At 70.9% G+C, this 16,628-nt stretch carries 17 protein-coding genes; 10 read left to right on the top strand and 7 right to left on the bottom strand.

What is annotated here, in order from left to right:
• Window positions 1-31 precede the first annotated feature (31 nt).
• Window positions 32-451, top strand: a complete 420-nt coding sequence (locus ACFO3J_RS14845) for a VOC family protein (RefSeq protein WP_386429857.1) — start codon at window positions 32-34, stop codon at window positions 449-451.
• 156 nt (window positions 452-607) lie between these two features.
• Complete coding sequence (locus ACFO3J_RS14840; RefSeq protein ID WP_386429856.1) at window positions 608-1,087, top strand: RICIN domain-containing protein; 480 nt, start codon at window positions 608-610, stop codon at window positions 1,085-1,087.
• A 158-nt stretch (window positions 1,088-1,245) separates the two neighbouring features.
• Here the strand turns inward: ACFO3J_RS14840 and ACFO3J_RS14835 are convergent, their stop codons facing one another.
• Window positions 1,246-1,686 (bottom strand): ATP-binding protein, encoded by a 441-nt coding sequence (locus ACFO3J_RS14835; RefSeq protein ID WP_386429855.1) that lies wholly within the window; start codon window positions 1,684-1,686, stop codon window positions 1,246-1,248.
• A 138-nt stretch (window positions 1,687-1,824) separates the two neighbouring features.
• Between ACFO3J_RS14835 and ACFO3J_RS14830 the strand changes: the two genes are divergently transcribed.
• From ACFO3J_RS14830 to ACFO3J_RS14820, 3 genes are all read left to right on the top strand, one after another.
• Window positions 1,825-2,658, top strand: coding sequence for a helix-turn-helix domain-containing protein (locus tag ACFO3J_RS14830; protein ID WP_386429854.1), 834 nt, complete (start codon window positions 1,825-1,827; stop codon window positions 2,656-2,658).
• Window positions 2,634-2,852, top strand: coding sequence for a DUF397 domain-containing protein (locus ACFO3J_RS14825; protein WP_386429853.1), 219 nt, complete (start codon window positions 2,634-2,636; stop codon window positions 2,850-2,852). The genes ACFO3J_RS14830 and ACFO3J_RS14825 overlap by 25 nt, the downstream gene beginning before the upstream one ends.
• A 279-nt stretch (window positions 2,853-3,131) precedes the next feature.
• Window positions 3,132-5,210 carry a glycosyl hydrolase family 28-related protein gene (locus ACFO3J_RS14820; RefSeq protein WP_386429852.1) on the top strand — a complete coding sequence of 693 codons (2,079 nt, stop codon included), beginning with the start codon at window positions 3,132-3,134 and terminating at the stop codon, window positions 5,208-5,210.
• Window positions 5,211-5,298: 88 nt separating this feature from the next.
• On the opposite strand, the gene ACFO3J_RS14815 is transcribed toward ACFO3J_RS14820, so the two are convergent.
• A complete protein-coding gene (locus ACFO3J_RS14815; RefSeq protein WP_386429851.1) occupies window positions 5,299-6,288 on the bottom strand; it encodes a hypothetical protein in 990 nt (329 codons plus the stop codon).
• Between the two features lie 777 nt (window positions 6,289-7,065).
• Between ACFO3J_RS14815 and ACFO3J_RS14810 the strand changes: the two genes are divergently transcribed.
• Entirely contained in the window at window positions 7,066-7,836 is a 771-nt protein-coding gene (locus ACFO3J_RS14810) for a transglycosylase SLT domain-containing protein (RefSeq protein ID WP_386429850.1), read from the top strand.
• A gap of 104 nt (window positions 7,837-7,940) precedes the next feature.
• Here ACFO3J_RS14810 and ACFO3J_RS14805 read toward each other — a convergent pair whose 3' ends face one another.
• Entirely contained in the window at window positions 7,941-9,560 is a 1,620-nt protein-coding gene (locus ACFO3J_RS14805) for an MFS transporter (protein ID WP_386429849.1), read from the bottom strand.
• A gap of 95 nt (window positions 9,561-9,655) precedes the next feature.
• Between ACFO3J_RS14805 and ACFO3J_RS14800 the strand changes: the two genes are divergently transcribed.
• Window positions 9,656-10,822 (top strand): cystathionine gamma-synthase, encoded by a 1,167-nt coding sequence (locus ACFO3J_RS14800; RefSeq protein WP_386429848.1) that lies wholly within the window; start codon window positions 9,656-9,658, stop codon window positions 10,820-10,822.
• A 43-nt stretch (window positions 10,823-10,865) separates the two neighbouring features.
• On the opposite strand, the gene ACFO3J_RS14795 is transcribed toward ACFO3J_RS14800, so the two are convergent.
• The 3 genes from ACFO3J_RS14795 to ACFO3J_RS14785 are packed head-to-tail and all read right to left on the bottom strand — an operon-like array spanning window position 10,866 to window position 12,420.
• Complete coding sequence (locus tag ACFO3J_RS14795) at window positions 10,866-11,132, bottom strand: hypothetical protein (protein WP_386429847.1); 267 nt, start codon at window positions 11,130-11,132, stop codon at window positions 10,866-10,868.
• Entirely contained in the window at window positions 11,129-11,797 is a 669-nt protein-coding gene (locus ACFO3J_RS14790) for a sigma factor-like helix-turn-helix DNA-binding protein (RefSeq protein ID WP_386429846.1), read from the bottom strand. The genes ACFO3J_RS14795 and ACFO3J_RS14790 overlap by 4 nt, the downstream gene beginning before the upstream one ends.
• 32 nt (window positions 11,798-11,829) lie before the next feature.
• On the bottom strand, window positions 11,830-12,420 hold the full coding sequence (locus ACFO3J_RS14785; RefSeq protein WP_386429845.1) for a MarR family winged helix-turn-helix transcriptional regulator: 591 nt from the start codon (window positions 12,418-12,420) through the stop codon (window positions 11,830-11,832).
• Window positions 12,421-12,679: 259 nt separating this feature from the next.
• Here ACFO3J_RS14785 and ilvA point away from each other — a divergent pair, with 259 nt between their 5' ends.
• The 3 genes from ilvA to ACFO3J_RS14770 all read left to right on the top strand — a co-directional run bounded on the left by ilvA (window position 12,680) and on the right by ACFO3J_RS14770 (window position 16,027).
• A complete protein-coding gene (gene ilvA / locus ACFO3J_RS14780) occupies window positions 12,680-13,900 on the top strand; it encodes a threonine ammonia-lyase (protein ID WP_386429844.1) in 1,221 nt (406 codons plus the stop codon).
• Between the two features lie 193 nt (window positions 13,901-14,093).
• A complete protein-coding gene (locus tag ACFO3J_RS14775; protein ID WP_386429843.1) occupies window positions 14,094-15,176 on the top strand; it encodes an ATP-binding cassette domain-containing protein in 1,083 nt (360 codons plus the stop codon).
• A complete protein-coding gene (locus tag ACFO3J_RS14770) occupies window positions 15,173-16,027 on the top strand; it encodes an ABC transporter permease (protein WP_386429842.1) in 855 nt (284 codons plus the stop codon). The genes ACFO3J_RS14775 and ACFO3J_RS14770 overlap by 4 nt, the downstream gene beginning before the upstream one ends.
• Before the next feature lie 72 nt (window positions 16,028-16,099).
• Here the strand turns inward: ACFO3J_RS14770 and greA are convergent, their stop codons facing one another.
• Window positions 16,100-16,597, bottom strand: coding sequence for a transcription elongation factor GreA (gene greA, locus ACFO3J_RS14765; RefSeq protein ID WP_386429841.1), 498 nt, complete (start codon window positions 16,595-16,597; stop codon window positions 16,100-16,102).
• Window positions 16,598-16,628 lie beyond the last annotated feature (31 nt).

The raw sequence follows: 16,628 nt of genomic DNA, 5'->3' as shown, positions 1-16,628 counted from the left end.
GTTGGCCGGACCAGCGGGTAGACATGCGGGCATGACGACCGCACCCGCGCCCGATGCCGCCGCTCCGTCCGGGCCGCCGCCGCTGACGATGACCGGGACCGTCCTGGACGCTCCCGATCCGCATGCGCTCGCCGGCTTCTACCGGCGGCTGCTCGGCTGGGCGGTGACCATGGACGAGCCGGACTGGGTCAAGCTCATCCCGCCGGGCGGCGGACCGGGCCTGGCCTTTCAGGCCGAGGCCGCGTTCGTCCGGCCCAGTTGGCCGGCCGCCCCCGGCGTCCAGCAGATGATGATGCACCTGGACATCGAGACGCCGGACCTGCCCGCGTCGGTCGCCCACGCCCTCTCCCTGGGCGCCACCCTCGCCGACTTCCAGCCCCAGCCCGATGCCCGCGTCCTGCTCGACCCGGCCGGCCACCCCTTCTGCCTCTGGACCCCGACCCATTCGTGATGCCCCCGGGGCCAGGAGGCATGTATCGCGTGTGACGCATATGACGTGAGTGATGAGGGGAACCTTTCAAGGCCCCAATCACCCAGATCCCTTGGCCGGGACGGGCAGTTGCGTCACGGCTGATGCGGATCCGCCAACCGTGAAGGATTCCACCTCGTGGCTCACTTATTCCGCAAGCTCCTCCTGCCCGTGCTTCTCGCGCTGACGTCCCTCGTACTGCCGGCGGCCGCCGTGGCAGCCCCCGCGCCTGCCGGTGTGGTCCCGGCCGTCGGCAAGTTCTGTCTGGTCACCAACTACCCGAAGGCTTATTTCGTCACCCTGGGCACCTGTAGCTCCGGTGCGGCCAATCAGCAGTGGACCGTCAGTGGCCAGTCGATCCACCTCACCCAGAACCCCGGCCTGTGTGTGGTGACCGATTATCCGCAGGCGTACATCGTGTCCCTGGGCAACTGCGGCTCCGCGGCCAACCAGCAGTGGACCGTCAGCGGTCAGTCGATCCGCCTGACCCAGTACTCGAATCTGTGCCTGGTCACGAACTACCCGCAGGCGTACATCGTGTCCCTGGGCAACTGCGGCACCGCGGCCAACCAGCAGTGGACGATCCAGGGACAGCAGATCAGCCTGACCAACTACTGATCCGCCCCGCTACTCCTCGACTTCTCGCCCGCCGGTAGCCGCCCCGCCGCTGCGCGCGGCGCCTACCGGCGCCCGGGTCAGGTAGCCGCTCGCGGTGAGCCCGGACTCGGCCGTGATCGTCCAGGGTCGTGTCGTCGGCGCGGTCACTCTCAGGTGATTCATGAGGGGTCCGGGCCGATGTGAGCCCAGATGAGCTTTCCGACGGCTCCGAGGCCCTCGCGAGGCTCGCGGGGGAGCACTCCCCAACGGCCGTTCGTCAGTGCGTCAACGATGCGCAGGCCCCGGCCCGACTCGTCTTTCGCGGTCGCTCCGCGCATGGCCGGGGCTTGGTCGTCGGCGTCGTGGACCTCGATATTGAGGCCGCCCTCCGGCGTCGGCTGGTAGCGGACCTCCATCAGCCGGTCGGAGGACCGGGCGTGCTGGACGGCATTCGTGACCAGCTCGGATACGACCAACTCGGCTGCCTCGGCGAGGTTTTCGAGGCTCCAGCGGTCGAGGACGCCGCGCAGGTGACGCCGGGCGGCGCTCACGGATGCGGGGTCCTTCGGCCAATGATGGACCGCCGTCGGGGCTGGGGTCGGGGGTGCGGGTGCAGTCATGCCGCTGGGCCTCTCAGGCAACTGTCGGTATCGAACTGCTCACAGGATCCAACTCTGAGCGTTACCGTTGCCAGATGTGAGCTGTGGCCCAGTTCACAAGGACTACGAGAACGTTGGCTGTTCGCAAGGGGTGAGGACATGGTGGGACGCGGCAGGCCGTCCGCTCGGAGCCTTCTGGCCGAGGAATTGGCCCGGTTGCGCGAGGCGGCGGGGTGGTCGCTGGCCGAGTTGGCGGAGAAGACGACGTACGACCGCTCGTACCTGCTCAAGCTGGAGAAGGGCGAGAAGCTCGGTTCGTCGAACGCGATGAATGCCCTCGACCGGGCGTATGAGACCGGGCACCACCTGGAGAATCTGTGGTTTCTCGCCAAGGCCGATGTGGTGCCCGGCCGATACCGGCGCTTCATGGACCTGGAGACCCTGGCCACGGTGCGTCAGCAGTACAGCGTCTCCACCATCCCAGGGCTGTTGCAGACGAAGGCGTACGCGACGGAAGTCCTCAGCCTGGCCCGTCCGCTCGGCGAGGAAAGGCTGGAGGAGCAGGTGGCGGCCCGCATCAGCAGGCAGGACGTGCTCTACGGCGAGCAGCCTCAGCACTTCCGAGCGCTGCTGGACGAGTCCGCGATCCGAAGGCCCACACGCGACCCCGCAGCCTGGCTGGAGCAACTCCACCGGCTGGTGGAAGACGCTCAGCGGCCCAATATCTCCGTCCAGATCGTTCCGTTCAAGGCCGGACTGCACCATCTTCTCGGCGGTTCCCTGACACTGCTCTGGCTGCGCGGCGGCAAGACCGTCGCTTACCTGGAGTCCAGCAAGACCGGTGATCTGATCGAGGAACCGGAGGACGTGGAACAACTGAAGTTGTCCTACGATTTGTTGAGGGACGCCGCTCTGCCACCGGGCGCGTCGCTCGATCTCATCCGGCAAGCAATGGAGGACCGCACGTCATGCCTACCACCGGACTTGACCTGAGCGCCGCTGAGTGGCGCAAGTCGTCGTACAGCAACAGCGACGGGGGCGACTGCGTCGAGGTCGCGGCCGGCTACCCCGGCGTGATTCCCGTTCGTGACTCCAAGGACCCGCAGGGTCCGGCGCTCGTCTTCGTGGCGTCGAGTTGGTCCGCGTTCGTCGCCGACGTCAAGGCGGGACGCCTCCCGAACGGCTGATCATCCGACCGCCGACGACCAACGGTCCCGCCACCCGTCAAGGGTGGCGGGACCGTTGGCGCTTCCGCTCCGGTTCCGGAGCGTGACCGCGTACGCCCGGGGCGGGTGATGCGGGAGTGTCGCAACGAATCGTCGTTGCAACGCAAGAAGTAAACGTACGGGCGTAGTTTGAGCCCAAAGTTGCGAAATCATTTCGCAGCAATCTTGTGGAACGGGACAGCCGGGCCCTAATGTCACCTCACCCTTGATGGCGTCAGTCCCGAGAGAAACGAGCTTTCGATGTCACGGAGCATCACAGGTGCTGCGGCGAATCGGTCCGGCAGCCCCCGGCGAAGAGCCGCGATGGTGGTCGCCTCGCTGACTGCGACCGCGGCGGGCTTCAGCATGCTGGCCGGCGGCACCGCTTTCGCCGGTGCCGGCGGTCATGGCGCCACCGGCGCCAGCGCCGCGCAACCGGCTGTCACGCGCGCCGCCCTCGACCCGGCGCTCGTCGCGGGCAAGGGCGCGAGTGTCGGCTTCGCCGAGCAGGAGGCGGAGCACGCCAAGACCACCGGTACCGTCATCGGCCCGGGGCGCGACGCGTACACCCTGCCGGCGGAGGCGTCCGGCCGCAGCGCCGTCACCCTGCAGCCGGGGCAGTACGTCGAATTCACCCTGCCCAGCACCACCAACGCGATCACCGTCCGCTACAGCATTCCGGACGCGGCGACCGGCGGCGGCATCACCTCGCCGCTCAATGTCACGGTCAACGGCGGCGACAAGAAGTCCATCGCGCTGACCTCGCAGTACGCCTGGCTGTACAACCTGTACCCGTTCTCGAACGACCCCAACGCCGACATCCTGCACCCCGACTACTGGGTCACCGAGTGCGGTTGCGTGCCGCAGGACACCACTCCGACGCCGGTCTTCGCCAAGCCCTACCGCCCCAACCACTTCTACGACGAGCAGCGCCTGCTGCTCGGCCGTACGTACAAGGCGGGCGACAAGATCCGGCTGACCGCCCCGGCCGGCGCGGCGCCCACCACCATCGACCTGCTCGACTCGCAGCAGGTCGCCCCGCCGAAGGTGGACCTGCTCGCCGCCAATGTGCTGCTGTTCGGGGCCGACCCGACCGGCCGCCGCGACTCGGCCGACGCCATCGACCAGGCCATCGCGTTCGCCCGGCGCAGCCACCTCAAGGTGTACATCCCGCCGGGTACCTACCAGGTCAACCGCCACATCATCGTCGACAACGTGACGATCGAGGGCGCGGGCAACTGGTACACGATCATCAAGGGCCACCAGGTGACCCTCAGCACCCCGGCCGCCGACGGCTCGGTCCACACCGGTGTCGGCTTCTACGGCAAGGACGCGTCGGCGGGCGGCAGTTCCAATGTCCACCTGTCCGGTTTCGCGATCCAGGGCGACGTCCGCGAGCGGATCGACACCGACCAGGTCAACGGCATCGGCGGCTCGCTGAGCAACTCCACCATCGACGGCCTGTACATCCAGCACACCAAGGTCGGCATGTGGTTCGACGGTCCGATGACGAATCTGAAGATCACCGACAACCAGATCGCCGACCAGGTCGCCGACGGCATCAACTTCCACACCGGCGTGACGCACTCGACCATCGCGAACAACTTCATCCGCAACACCGGTGACGACGCCATCGCCCTGTGGTCGGAGAAGACCGAGGACGCGAGCGACACGATCGACCACAACACCGTCCAGACCCCCGTGCTCGCCAACGGCGTCGCGGTCTACGGCGGCACCGACAACACTGTCTCGGCCAACCTCATAGCGGACCCGATCCGCGAGGGCAGCGCCATCCAGGTCGGCTCCCGCTTCGGCTCCGAGGCGTTCACCGGCAGCCTGGACATCACCGACAACACCACGGTGCGGGCCGGTACGTACGAGCTGAACTGGAACATCGGGCTCGGCGCGATCTGGTTCTACGCGCTGGAGAAGAACATCGACGCGAACATCCAGGTGACCGGGGACAGCTTCCTCGACTCCACCTACAACGCGATCATGCTCGTCTCCGACTTCCCGGTGAAGGACCTCTACTCCATCACCAACGTCCACTTCAAGGACATCAAGGTCGACGGCACCGGTACGTCGGTGCTCAGCGCCCGGGTGGCCGGCGGTGCCACCTTCCAGAACGTGGTCGCCCGCAATGTCGGTGCCGTCGGCATCAACAACTGCGGCTCGTTCAACTTCACCCCGGCCGGCTCCGAGTTCGCCGTCACCGACCTCGGCGGCAACACCGGGGGCGGCACGACCGGCCCGTGGCTGGCGCCGTGGGAGCTGCCCAACACCATCACCTGCGACGACCGCCCGGCGGTCGTGGTCCCGCCCGCCCCCACCCAGTGGTGATCCCGCACTCTCCCCGCTCCATCTAGTACCCGCCACCGGCCGCCCGGGCCTCTCCGCCCGGGCGGCCGGTGGCGTTGGTCCGCTCGGATCAGAAGTGCCCGATGACCAGGTGCCCGTCGGGGTCGAAGTACGACCAGCGGGGCGCCGTACGCGCGCCGCCGGACATGCCGATACCGGCTGTCACCTGCGGGTTCCCGCTGCTGGCGTCATTGAAGCAGGTGGGGTTGCAGCCCTCGGAGTAGGCCAGGTGGAATCCGCCGTCGGTGCCGCGGAAGCCGATGTAGATGTCGGCGTCGGCGGCGGACAGCCCGGGGCCCTGGGTGGCGCCGACCGGGGAGGTCACCTGCGAGCGCCGGGTCAGGGCGCCGGCCCCGTCGTAGCTCGCCACGTCGAGGGTGTGCGCGGCGTCGGCGCCGGTCCAGGCGACCACGATGCCCAGGTTGCTGCTGCCGCTGTCGTCCCACATCAGGGCGGGACCGGCCGGCGAGGTGTCGGCGAAGGTGTGCCGGTCGACCAGGCTCAGCGTGTGGGTGGTGGCGCACGCGCTGCTGTCCAGCCGCCCGATGGTGAGGTGGCCGGCCGGGTCCGTCCAGGCCAGGTAGCGGTTCCCGGCGGTGTCGTTGGCCAGCGCGGGGGCGTGCGGGCTGACCACCCCGGTGAACGCGGTCCGGCAGGTCTTCGCCGTGCCGCTGTAGTAGAAGGCGGTCAGGGTGTCGCCGTTGTCGCCGGCCGGCCAGGCCACGTAGACCCCGGTGCCGTCGCCGTCGATCGCGGCTCCCTCGCCCTGCGGCACCCGCTCGGTGCTGTCCAGCTTCACGATGCCGGCGCCGCTGTCGGTCGAGTAGCCGAAGACCAGCTCCTTCGCGGCGGCGGTGCCGCTGGTGCCGGCCCAGGCGACGTAGAGCCGGCCGCCGGTCTCGTCCAGTGCGGGCCGGCCGCTGCCGGTGTGCCAGGTGGTGACCGCCTGGGCGGCGCCCGGCGCCAGCAGGACCGCCAGCGCGGCGGCCGTCGCGATCACCGACGCCAGCAGGCCGCGCCGGGCCTTCCCGTGGTGCCGGGCCTTCCCTTGGTGCTCCATCGCTCACTCCCTTGAACCAGGGTGGTGCGGGTCGGGCGCCGCGGGTCACGGCGCCCGGGAACGACCGGCGAGGGAGGCATCGCACCAGGTCGGAGGGCTCTTCCCGCCCGGCTCCGGCGCGGCGCGGCCTGCCCGGGATCAGCCGGAGAGCGCTCTCAGCGGCTTCACGGTAGGGGGCACCGCAGACCTCGTCAAGAAGCCGGGCGGTGGACGGCGGGCGCCGTATTCGGACCGCCGGCCGGTGGTGGGCTGATCGCGCAGTTCCCCGCGCCCCTGGCGGGGCGGTCCCGGGCGCCCTCGGTGCGGGGTGGGCTTGCGGTGGGCGGTGTCCTGCAGGGGCGCGGGGAACTGCGCGGCCAGCCCGGGACGGGCGGATGTCCGTGGACAACCGCAAGGAGTTCGGCGGATCCGGGTCGGCTCGGGCGTACGGGTTCGTTGTGGTTGCTCGCGCAGTTCCCCGCGCCCCTTCGGGGCGTTCCACCTGCCCGGGGCGGAAAAGGGCCCCGGCGGGACACCGGAAAGCAGCCACATACCGCGTTTTCCAGGTGACGGAAAGCGACGCGGAAGACGCCCTCTTGTGATTCCGTCCATAGGACGCACATCACATACAGGGCTGCTTAGTAATCCCGGGCCCCTACTCCTCAGCGCGATGCGCGCCGCACCCGGCGCCCCCTCTCCACCCCGCTACGAATCTCAATCGTAGCGGGGGTCGTTGACCGGTGAATTCGAAACAACTAAGAATTCACGAGTCCGACCAACGGAAGAGGTAATCCCCGAATGCAGCTCCCCACGATCCCGAACAAGCTCCCTACGTTCTCCAAGTTCAATCGGCTGTCGAAGAAGCAGAAGATGACGACAGCCGGCGCACTCGCCGCTACCGCTCTTGTGCTGTCAGTCACCGGACTGGAAGCAACCGCAGGAGCCGGATCGGCGACCGCGGCGAGCCCTTCGACAGGGTTCTCCGTCTCCACCGGCCAGCACGTCAAGCCGATTGACGCGCAGGCGGGTATGGCTTCGCAGAGCGCCATCCACAAGGCTCAGGCGGCCAAGCAGGCGCCGGCCGCCTCGACCCCGGCCACCGCGGCCGCGGCCAAGAAGGCGCCCGCGCCCGCACACGCTCCGGCCAGGAAGGCCGCTCCGGCCCCGGCCGCTCACAAGGCCGTCGTACCGGCCGTCGCCAAGAAGGCGGCCCCGGCCCCGGCCGCGAAGCCGGCCGTGAAGACCTATCCCAACAACCTCGACGGCTGGATCCGGCAGTCGCTGGACATCATGCATGCCAAGGGAATCCCCGGCAGCTACAGCGGCATTCACCGGAACATCATCCGGGAGTCGAGCGGTAACCCGAACGCGATCAACCTGTGGGACATCAACGCCCGGAACGGAATTCCGTCCAAGGGTCTGCTCCAGGTGATCAACCCGACCTTCAACCGGTATCACGTGAACGGGACTTCGTGGAACATCTACAACCCGGTCTCGAACATCACGGCCGCTTGTAACTACGCGGCGGCCCGGTACGGCTCGATGGACAACGTGAACTCCGCGTACTGATCCGGCCGTAACGGCACACCGGTAGCACCGGTCGACCTGAGAAAGGGCGGCGGGACCTCAAGGTCCCGCCGCCCTTTCGGCGTTCGCGCCCGCCCGCGCCCGGCTCACGCCTCGGTTCTGACCGGCGGGATCAGATGGCGGACGGTGGGTTCGGCCCCGGCCAGGGTGCGGGCCCGGGCGAGCAGGTCGGCGTCGTAGCCGGTCAGGCGTTCGCCGTGCTGGCGCAGGTGCTCGCCCCAGGAGGCGACCTGGAACACCTCGACCCAGGACTCGCCGGCCGGGTCACGGTAGAGGGACCAGGCGGTGGCCCCGGTGCGGCGGCGCGAGGCCGCCACCGAGGCCATGGCCTCCTGGAAGGCGCCCGCCGCCGACTCCTCGACGCGGTAGGTGACCTCCACCAGGACGGGACCGTCCGCGGCGGCGGGTTCCAGGTCGAGGGCGGGGTCCGGCCAGGGCGCGACGATGTCGCGGTCCAGGGTCCCGGTCAGGGCGTGCAGCGGCCAGGTGAGCAGGGTCGCCGCCGAGGCCAGCAGCAGCCCCGTCGAGACGAGCAGCGTGGTGGCGGTGCCGGCCGCGCCCGCCAGGACGCCCCACAGCAGCGTGCCCACGCCCTGCCCGCCCAGGAAGACCATCAGGTAGAGCGCGAGCCCGCGGGCCCGTACCCAGCCGGGCAGGGCCAGCTGGAGGGTGAGGTTGAGCGTGGACAGCGCGTAGAGCCAGCCGACACCGGCCACGACCAGGGTGACGGCGACCACGACCGGCTCACGTACCGTCGCGCAGGCGGCCGTACCGACGGCGAAGGCGACCGTGCTCACCGCCAGCAGCGTGTTGCGGCCGAGCCGGGTGCGCACCCGCTTGATGGTGACGGCGCCGGCTATCGCGCCCAGCCCCAGGGCGCCGAGCATCAGCCCGTAGCCGCTCGAACCGAGGCCGAGCCGGGCCGAGGAGACCACCGGCAGCAGGCCCCACAGCGCCGACGCCGGGACCACGAACAGCGCGGAGCGCAGCAGCAGCCGCCGCACGCCGGGCGCGTGGCGTACGTACCGGGTGCCGGAGGCCAGCGCGGGCCGCAGCCGCTCCGGCGCCGTCACCCGCTGTCGGGGCCGCCGCCACAGCGTGAGGGCGGCGATGACGCCCAGGAAGGAAGCGGCGTTGACGCCGAAGACCACGTCGGGGCCGGTGGCGGCCACGACGAGGCCGGCGATCGCGGGTCCGACCGCGCGAGCGAGGTTCACATTGAGGCTGCCCAGCGCGGCCGCCGCCGGGATCTGCGCCCGCGGCACCAGCTCCGGCTGGATCGCCTGCCAGCCCGGCCCCATCAGCGCCTGCCCGCAGCCGACCAGGAAGGTCAGCGCGATCAGTACGGTCGGGGTGGTCAGTCCGCCGGCCGTCAGCGCGCTGAGCGCGCCGCACAGCGCCGCCATCACCCCGGACAGGGTGATCAGCAGGGTCCGCCGGTCCAGGACGTCGGCGAGCACGCCCGCCGGCAGCGACAGGAACAGCACCGGCAGCAAGGAGGCCGCCTGCACCGCGGAGGTCAGCGTGGTGGCGTTCGGCTGGTGCACCAGCATCCACTGGGCGCCGACGGTCTGCATCCACGTACCGACGTTCGAACTGAGCTGTGCGATCCAGAGCATCCGGAAGCTCTTGGCCCTCAGCGGCGCCCATGCCGAGGGCGCGGTACCAGCCGTTCCGGTGCCGCCCGTGTCTACGGTGCCTACCATGCGCGCAGCTTAGGCCAGAGGTCTGTGCGGTCCTTCCGGGCGGCCGGTGGTGGCGGCGGCGACGGCGGGCGGCGCGCTCCGGATACGCTCGGCACATGAGCGATCAGGACAGCGGACACCACGACAGCGAGCACTTCGAGACCCTCGCGATTCACGCCGGTCAGCCGGCCGACGCGGGGACCGGGTCCGTGGTGACGCCGATCTACCAGGTGTCCACGTACAAGCAGGACGGTGTGGGCGGCCTGCGCGGCGGCTATGAGTACAGCCGGTCCGCCAACCCCACCAGGACCGCCCTGGAGCGGAACCTCGCCGCGCTGGAGGGCGGCCGGCGCGGGCTGGCCTTCGCCTCCGGGCTCGCCGCCGAGGACTGCCTGCTGCGTACGATGCTGGCGCCCGGCGACCACGTGGTGATCCCGAACGACGCGTACGGCGGTACGTTCCGGCTGTTCGCCAAGGTGGTGGAGCGCTGGGGTGTGGACTGGTCGGTCGCCGACACCTCCGACCCGCAGGCGGTACGGGACGCGCTGCGGCCCGAGACCAAGCTGATCTGGGTGGAGACCCCGTCCAACCCGCTGCTCGGCATCAGCGACATCACCGCCCTGGCCGGCGTGGCCCGGCAGGCCGGTGTGCGGCTGGTGGTCGACAACACCTTCGCCAGCCCCTACCTCCAGCAGCCGCTCGCGCTGGGCGCCGATGTCGTCGTGCACTCCACCACGAAGTACATGGGCGGCCACTCCGACGTGGTCGGCGGCGCGCTGGTGACCGCCGACGAGGCGCTCGGCGAGGAGCTGGCCTACCACCAGAACGCGATGGGCGCGGTGGCCGGCCCGTTTGACGCCTGGCTGGTCTCGCGCGGCATCAAGACGCTCGCGGTGCGGATGGACCGGCACTGCGCCAACGCCGACCGGATCGCCCGGATGCTCGTCGCGCACCCCAGGGTCACCCAGGTCTACTACCCGGGACTGCCTGAGCACGCAGGGCATGAGGTCGCCGCCAAGCAGATGAAGGCGTTCGGCGGCATGGTGTCCTTCCAGGTCGAGGGCGGCGAGGAGGCGGCGGTCGCGGTGTGCGACCGGGCGCGGCTGTTCACCCTCGGCGAGTCGCTGGGCGGTGTCGAGTCGCTGATCGAGCACCCGGGCCGGATGACGCACGCCTCGGTGGCCGGTTCGGCGCTGGAGGTGCCGGCCGATCTGGTACGGCTCTCGGTCGGCATCGAGGCGGTGGACGACCTGCTGGCCGACCTCAAGCAGGCGCTGCGCTGAGCCGGCGCGGGCCGGACCGGCCGACGGTCCCGCCCCGCCCTTGTCACTGACCCATCGGCGACCACCAGGTGCCGTTCGACGGCACCCGGGCCGGGTCGGTGTGCGGCCAGAACATGACGGCCAGCACGATCCCGGCCACCGCCGCCGCGGCCAGCAGCGTCCACAGCGCGGCGTGCACGGCCCGCCGCCGCCGCAGGATCCGGCGCCCGCGCAGCACCGCGCGGGCGCCCAGGTCCACCGGGACCGCCGGGTGCGGGCTGTCCAGCAGCCGCCGCACCTCGTCCTCGCGGCGGTTGGGAGGGGCGCTCACGGGAGCACCTCGTGGACCGGGCGGCGCTCCCGCGCCTCGCCCGCCGTCCCGGGCGGCGCGGGCGGCCCGGACGCCTCCGACGGCTCACCGTAGGCCGGCTGCGGCGCCGCCCGGCGCGGGACTGCGGCGGCCTGCGCGCGGGCCTCGGCCACCGAGCGGGGCGCGGGCCGCGCCGCCGGCCCCTGACCCCCACCGGGCCGGGCCCGGTCCGACAACCGTCCTCCGTACAGCCCTCCGGGGTCCTCCCGCCGGCTGCGCAGGGTCGCGGTGGCCCGGGCCCCGATGGTCCGCACCCGTTCGGCGGGCAGGCCCAGTTGGGCCGCGGCCTGTTCCTCGGCGACGCCCTCGAAGAACCGTAAGGTCACCACGAGGCGTTCCTGGCCGGTGAGCCGGTCGAGGGTGCCGCCGCTCGGGCGCCGCCACCAGGGGCGGTAGGCGAACCGCCGCACGAGTTCGCTCCTGGCCCGCTCGTACGGGTCGTCCGCGCGGGCGCGGAACCAGTCGGCGTACACCCGGGCGAGGGTGGCGGTCAGCAGCCGTTCGGCGGCCCGCCGCTCGCCGGTCAGCAGGACGGCGACATGCAGCAGGCGTCCGCCCGCGCCCGCCGTGAACGCCGCGAACTCGGCGTCCCGTCGGAGGTCCGCTCCCGTCCGGTGCTTCCCCACGCGGCCATGGGACGGCAACCGGGCACCGCGGGTCAAGCCCCTTGCGCGTCCCCCCGCGACCCGGTGTCCCCGCCCGCGCCGAGCGCCCCGGCGGCCCCGGTGACGGCTTCCTGGTGGGCGGGGTCGGCCGGGTCGCCGCCCTGGCCGTCCCGCTGGCCGAGCCGGGCGTGCCACTCGGACAGCGAGGTGTTGAAGCGTACGAGCAGGTCGGTGAACATCTCCCGCTCCTGCGCGGTCCACTCACCGGTGACCTCGGCCATCAGCGCCCGGCGCGAGTCGCGTACCTCGTCCAGCCGGCCCCGGCCGCGCGGGGACAGCGCGAGCACGACGGCCCGGCCGTCCTCCGGGTGGGAGGTGCGTTTCACCAGGCCGCTGTCGACCAGCGGCGCCACCTGGCGGGTCACCGTGGAGGAGTCGATGCCCATCGCCTCGGCGAGTGCCTTGACGCCCATCGGGCCCTCCCGATCGAGTCGGTTGAGCAGCAGATAGGCGGCGCGGTCCATCGAATTGCGGGCTTTGCCGACACCGCCGAGCCGGGTTTGTTCGGCGCGGCGGGCGAAGACGGCAACCTGGTGCTGGAGCCGCTCAAGGAGTTCGGCCGAGGTCTCCGGAGGGTTGGACATGACCTGGAAGCTCGCGTTCTGTCGGTCCTGTTAAGGGGGGCGGGCGGCGGGAAGTTGGCAGAAGAGTACGCGGAGCGGCCAGCCGCGGGGCCGTTCCCGCCAAACCGCAATCAGACCGCGCACCCGCCGCCGGCCCGCGTGTCAAGGGTGCCTCGGCCCGCCCGGCGGCGCGCGGGACGCGGGACGGCTCCAGGCCGTCCGCGTACCCGCTGGTGAGGGGCCTGCGGCCGCTTCGCGGCGGAACTGGGAGACTGGGCACATGGAATACAGGCCGCCCCGGACGATCACGCTCGACGATGTGCGCGGGGCGCACAAAATGCTCTCCGGGATCGCCCGGGTCACCGCGATGGAAAGCTCGCGCCATCTGTCCGCGCTGGTGGGGGCACCGGTGCACCTCAAGTGCGAGAATCTCCAGCGCACCGGCTCGTTCAAGATCCGCGGCGCGTACGTACGGATCGCCGGGCTGAGTCCCGAGCAGCGCGCGGCCGGCGTGGTCGCGGCGAGCGCGGGCAACCACGCCCAGGGCGTGGCGCTCGCGGCCTCGCTGCTCGGGGTGCGCTCCACCGTGTTCATGCCGGTGGGCGCGCCGCTGCCGAAGGTCGCCGCGACCCTTGAGTACGGCGCGAACGTACGCCACCACGGCGCGGTGGTGGACGAGACGCTGCGCGCGGCGATCGCGTACGCCGAGGAGACCGGCGCCGTCTTCATCCACCCCTTCGACCACCCGGACATCATCGCCGGGCAGGGCACGGTGGGTCTGGAGATCCTGGAGCAGTGCCCGGAGGTGCGCACGATCGTGGTGGGCATCGGCGGCGGCGGGCTCGCGGCCGGGGTGGCCGTCGCGGTCAAGGCGCTGCGGCCCGGGGTGCGGATCGTGGGTGTGCAGGCGGCGGGCGCGGCGGCGTATCCGCCCTCGCTGGCCGCCGGGCGGCCGGTCGCGCTGGACGCGGTGGCCACCATGGCCGACGGGATCATGGTCGGGCGGCCCGGCGACATCCCGTTCGCCATCGTCCGCGACCTGGTGGACGAGGTGGTGACGGTGTCGGAGGACCAGTTGTCCTCGGCGCTGCTGCTCTGCCTGGAGCGGGCCAAGATGGTGGTGGAGCCGGCCGGGGCCAGCCCGGTGGCTGCGCTGCTGGCCGCGCCGGACGCCTTCGAGGGGCCGGTGGTGGCGGTGCTGTCCGGCGGGAACGTGGACCCGCTGCTGATGCAGCGCACCCTGCGGCACGGCATGTCGGCGGCCGGGCGCTATCTGTCGCTGCGGCTGCGGCTGACCGACCGCCCGGGGGCGCTGGCGACGCTGCTGGGCGTGCTGTCGGTGGTGGACGCCAACGTCCTGGACGTCAGTCATGTACGGACCGACCCGCGTCTCGGCCTCACCGAGGCGGAGGTCGAACTGCACCTGGAAACCAAGGGACCTGAGCATTGTGTGACGGTCGGCGGCGCTTTGCGGGAGGCTGGCTACATGGTGATCGCCTGAGCCACGGCCCGGTGGTCGCCTGACGCGGTACGGAGCGGCGCTTTTTTCGCTTGACGCGATATATCGCGTCTGGGATCCTCGCGTTGTATCGCGTGGCGTGGCACCTTCACGGGCGCGTCTCCGGGCGCGTCTTCCGAGCACTTCTCCGGGCACGTCTACGGGCACGTCTACGGCAATGGACAGGAGCGAAGACATGGCGGGCGCCATCTACGCCGAGGGTCTTGTGAAGACCTTCGGTGATGTCAGGGCACTGGGGGGAGTGGATCTCGACGTACCGGAAGGCACCGTGCTCGGTCTGCTCGGCCCGAACGGCGCGGGGAAGACCACCGCTGTCCGCGTCCTGACCACCTTGCTGCGGCCCGACAGCGGCAAAGCCGTCGTCGCGGGCATCGACGTGATCAAGCACCCGAACGAGGTACGCCGCCACATCGGCCTGTCGGGCCAGTTCGCGGCGGTGGACGAATATCTGACCGGCCGGGAGAACCTCCGGATGGTCGCCCAGCTCTACCAACTGGGCGGCAAGGCCGCCAAGGCCAGGAGCGACGAACTGCTGGAGCGGTTCCACCTGACCGACGCCGGCGACCGCATCGCCAAGACCTACTCCGGCGGTATGCGGCGCCGGCTCGACCTGGCCGCCGCGCTCGTGGTGAGCCCGCCGGTGATGTTCATGGACGAGCCCACCACCGGGCTCGACCCGCGCAACCGCCAGCAGTTGTGGGAGGTCATCCAGGAACTGGTCGCGGGCGGCACCACCTTGCTGCTCACCACCCAGTACCTGGAGGAGGCCGACCACCTCGCGCACGACATCTGCGTCATCGACCGCGGACTGGTCATCGCCCGCGGCACCTCCGACCAGCTCAAGGCGCAGACCGGCGGCGAGCGCGTCGAGGTCGTCGTGCACGAGCGGGACCGGATCGAGCAGGCCGCGACCGTACTGGCCCGGCACGGCAAGGGCGAGGCCAAGGTCGATCAGCACACCCGCAAGATCACCGTCCCGGTCACCGGCGGCGCCAAGCTGCTCGCCGAGGTGATCCGCGACCTGGACGCGGACAGCATCGAGATCGACGACATCGGTCTGCGCCGCCCCACCCTCGACGACGTGTTCATCTCCCTGACCGGCCACGCCGCCGAGATCGAGCAGGCGGCGGAGGACGAGGACGACACCGAGGGCGGCAAGGGCGGAAAGGCGGCCAGGGGCGGCAAGTCCGGCCGGACCGACGGGACCGGCGCGAGCGACAAGACCGACGACTCGGACGTACAGGAGGCCGCCAAGTGAGCGCCGTGACCGACAGCCCGCGCGGCACCCTCGCGCCGGCCCCGCGCGGCGGACTGATCGGGTCCGCGCACGACTCCCTGGTCGTCGCCAAGCGCAATCTGCTGCGGATGCTGCGCATCCCCGAGGTGATCATCTTCGGCCTGTTCCAGCCGATCATGTTCGTGGTGCTGTTCAGCTACGTCTTCGGCGGGTCCGTCAACATCGCCGGCAGCTCCAACGCGTCCGACTACCGCAACTTCCTGATGGCCGGCATCTTCGCCCAGACCGTCACCTTCGCCACCGCCGGCGCCGGCGCCGGCATCGCGGAGGACATGCACAAGGGCCTCATCGACCGCTTCCGCTCGCTGCCGATGTCCCGCGGCGCGGTGCTCACCGGCCGCACCCTCGCCGACCTGGTGCAGACGCTGCTCACCGTGATCGTGCTGGCGATCGTCGGCGTCATCGTCGGCTGGCGGATCCACAACGGCGTGCCGAAGATGCTGGGGGCCTTCGCGCTGCTGCTCCTGCTGGGCTACTCGTTCTCCTGGATCGGCGCGCTGATCGGCCTGACGGTGCGCAGCCCGGAGGCGGCCACCTCCGGCGGCCTGGTCTGGCTCTTCCCGGTCACCTTCGTGTCCAACGCGTTCGTCAGCCCGACCGGGATGACGCCCTGGCTGCGGCACGTCGCCGAGTGGAATCCCTTCAGCGCGACCGTGCAGGCCGGGCGGGTGCTGTTCGGCAATCCGGGCGTGGTGCACTCCGGCGCGCTGCCGATGCAGCACCCGGTGTGGGCCTCACTGCTCTGGTCGGTGCTGATCATCGCGGTGTTCCGCACGCTGGCGGTCCGCAAGTACCGCTCGGCGACGGTGTAGCGGGCCCTCGCCCGCGGCCGACGAAGCCCCGGCCGCCGGAGGATCTCCGGCGGCCGGGGCTTCGCGGCGTCCTCAGCCCTGGTACGGCTTCACGTCGAGGATCTTCACCGACGCCGTCTTGCCGTTGGGCAGTTCGTACGTCGCGTCGTCACCGGTCCGCTTGCCCGTCACTCCGGTGCCGAGCGGGGACTGCGGCGAATACGTCTCCAGGTCGTCGGCCACGCCCTCGCGCGACCCGAGCAGGAAGGTCATCGTGTCGTCGGGGTCGCCGTCGAAGGCGATGGTGACGATCATGCCCGGCGCGACCACGCCGTCGTCCGCCGGAGCCTCGCCCACCTTGGCGGACTCCAGGATCTGGTTGAGCTGGCGGATGCGCAGCTCCAGCTTGCCCTGGTCCTCGCGCGCCGCGTGATAACCGGCGTTCTCCTTGAGATCGCCTTCCTGGCGGGCTTCCTCGATCTTGGCGACGATCTCGGCGCGCGCCGGACCAGACAGATGCGCCAGCTCGGCCTTGAGCTGGTCGTACGCCGCCTGGGTCAGCCAGGTGACGTTGTCGCTGGTCTGGGTCACAGGTGCTCCTCGTCGGTACTGTTCATGCCGT

Source organism: Streptomyces polygonati (assembly GCF_042650325.1).
GTDB lineage: Bacteria > Actinomycetota > Actinomycetes > Streptomycetales > Streptomycetaceae > Actinacidiphila > Actinacidiphila polygonati.
This window is presented reverse-complemented; position numbering and strand designations above follow the sequence as displayed.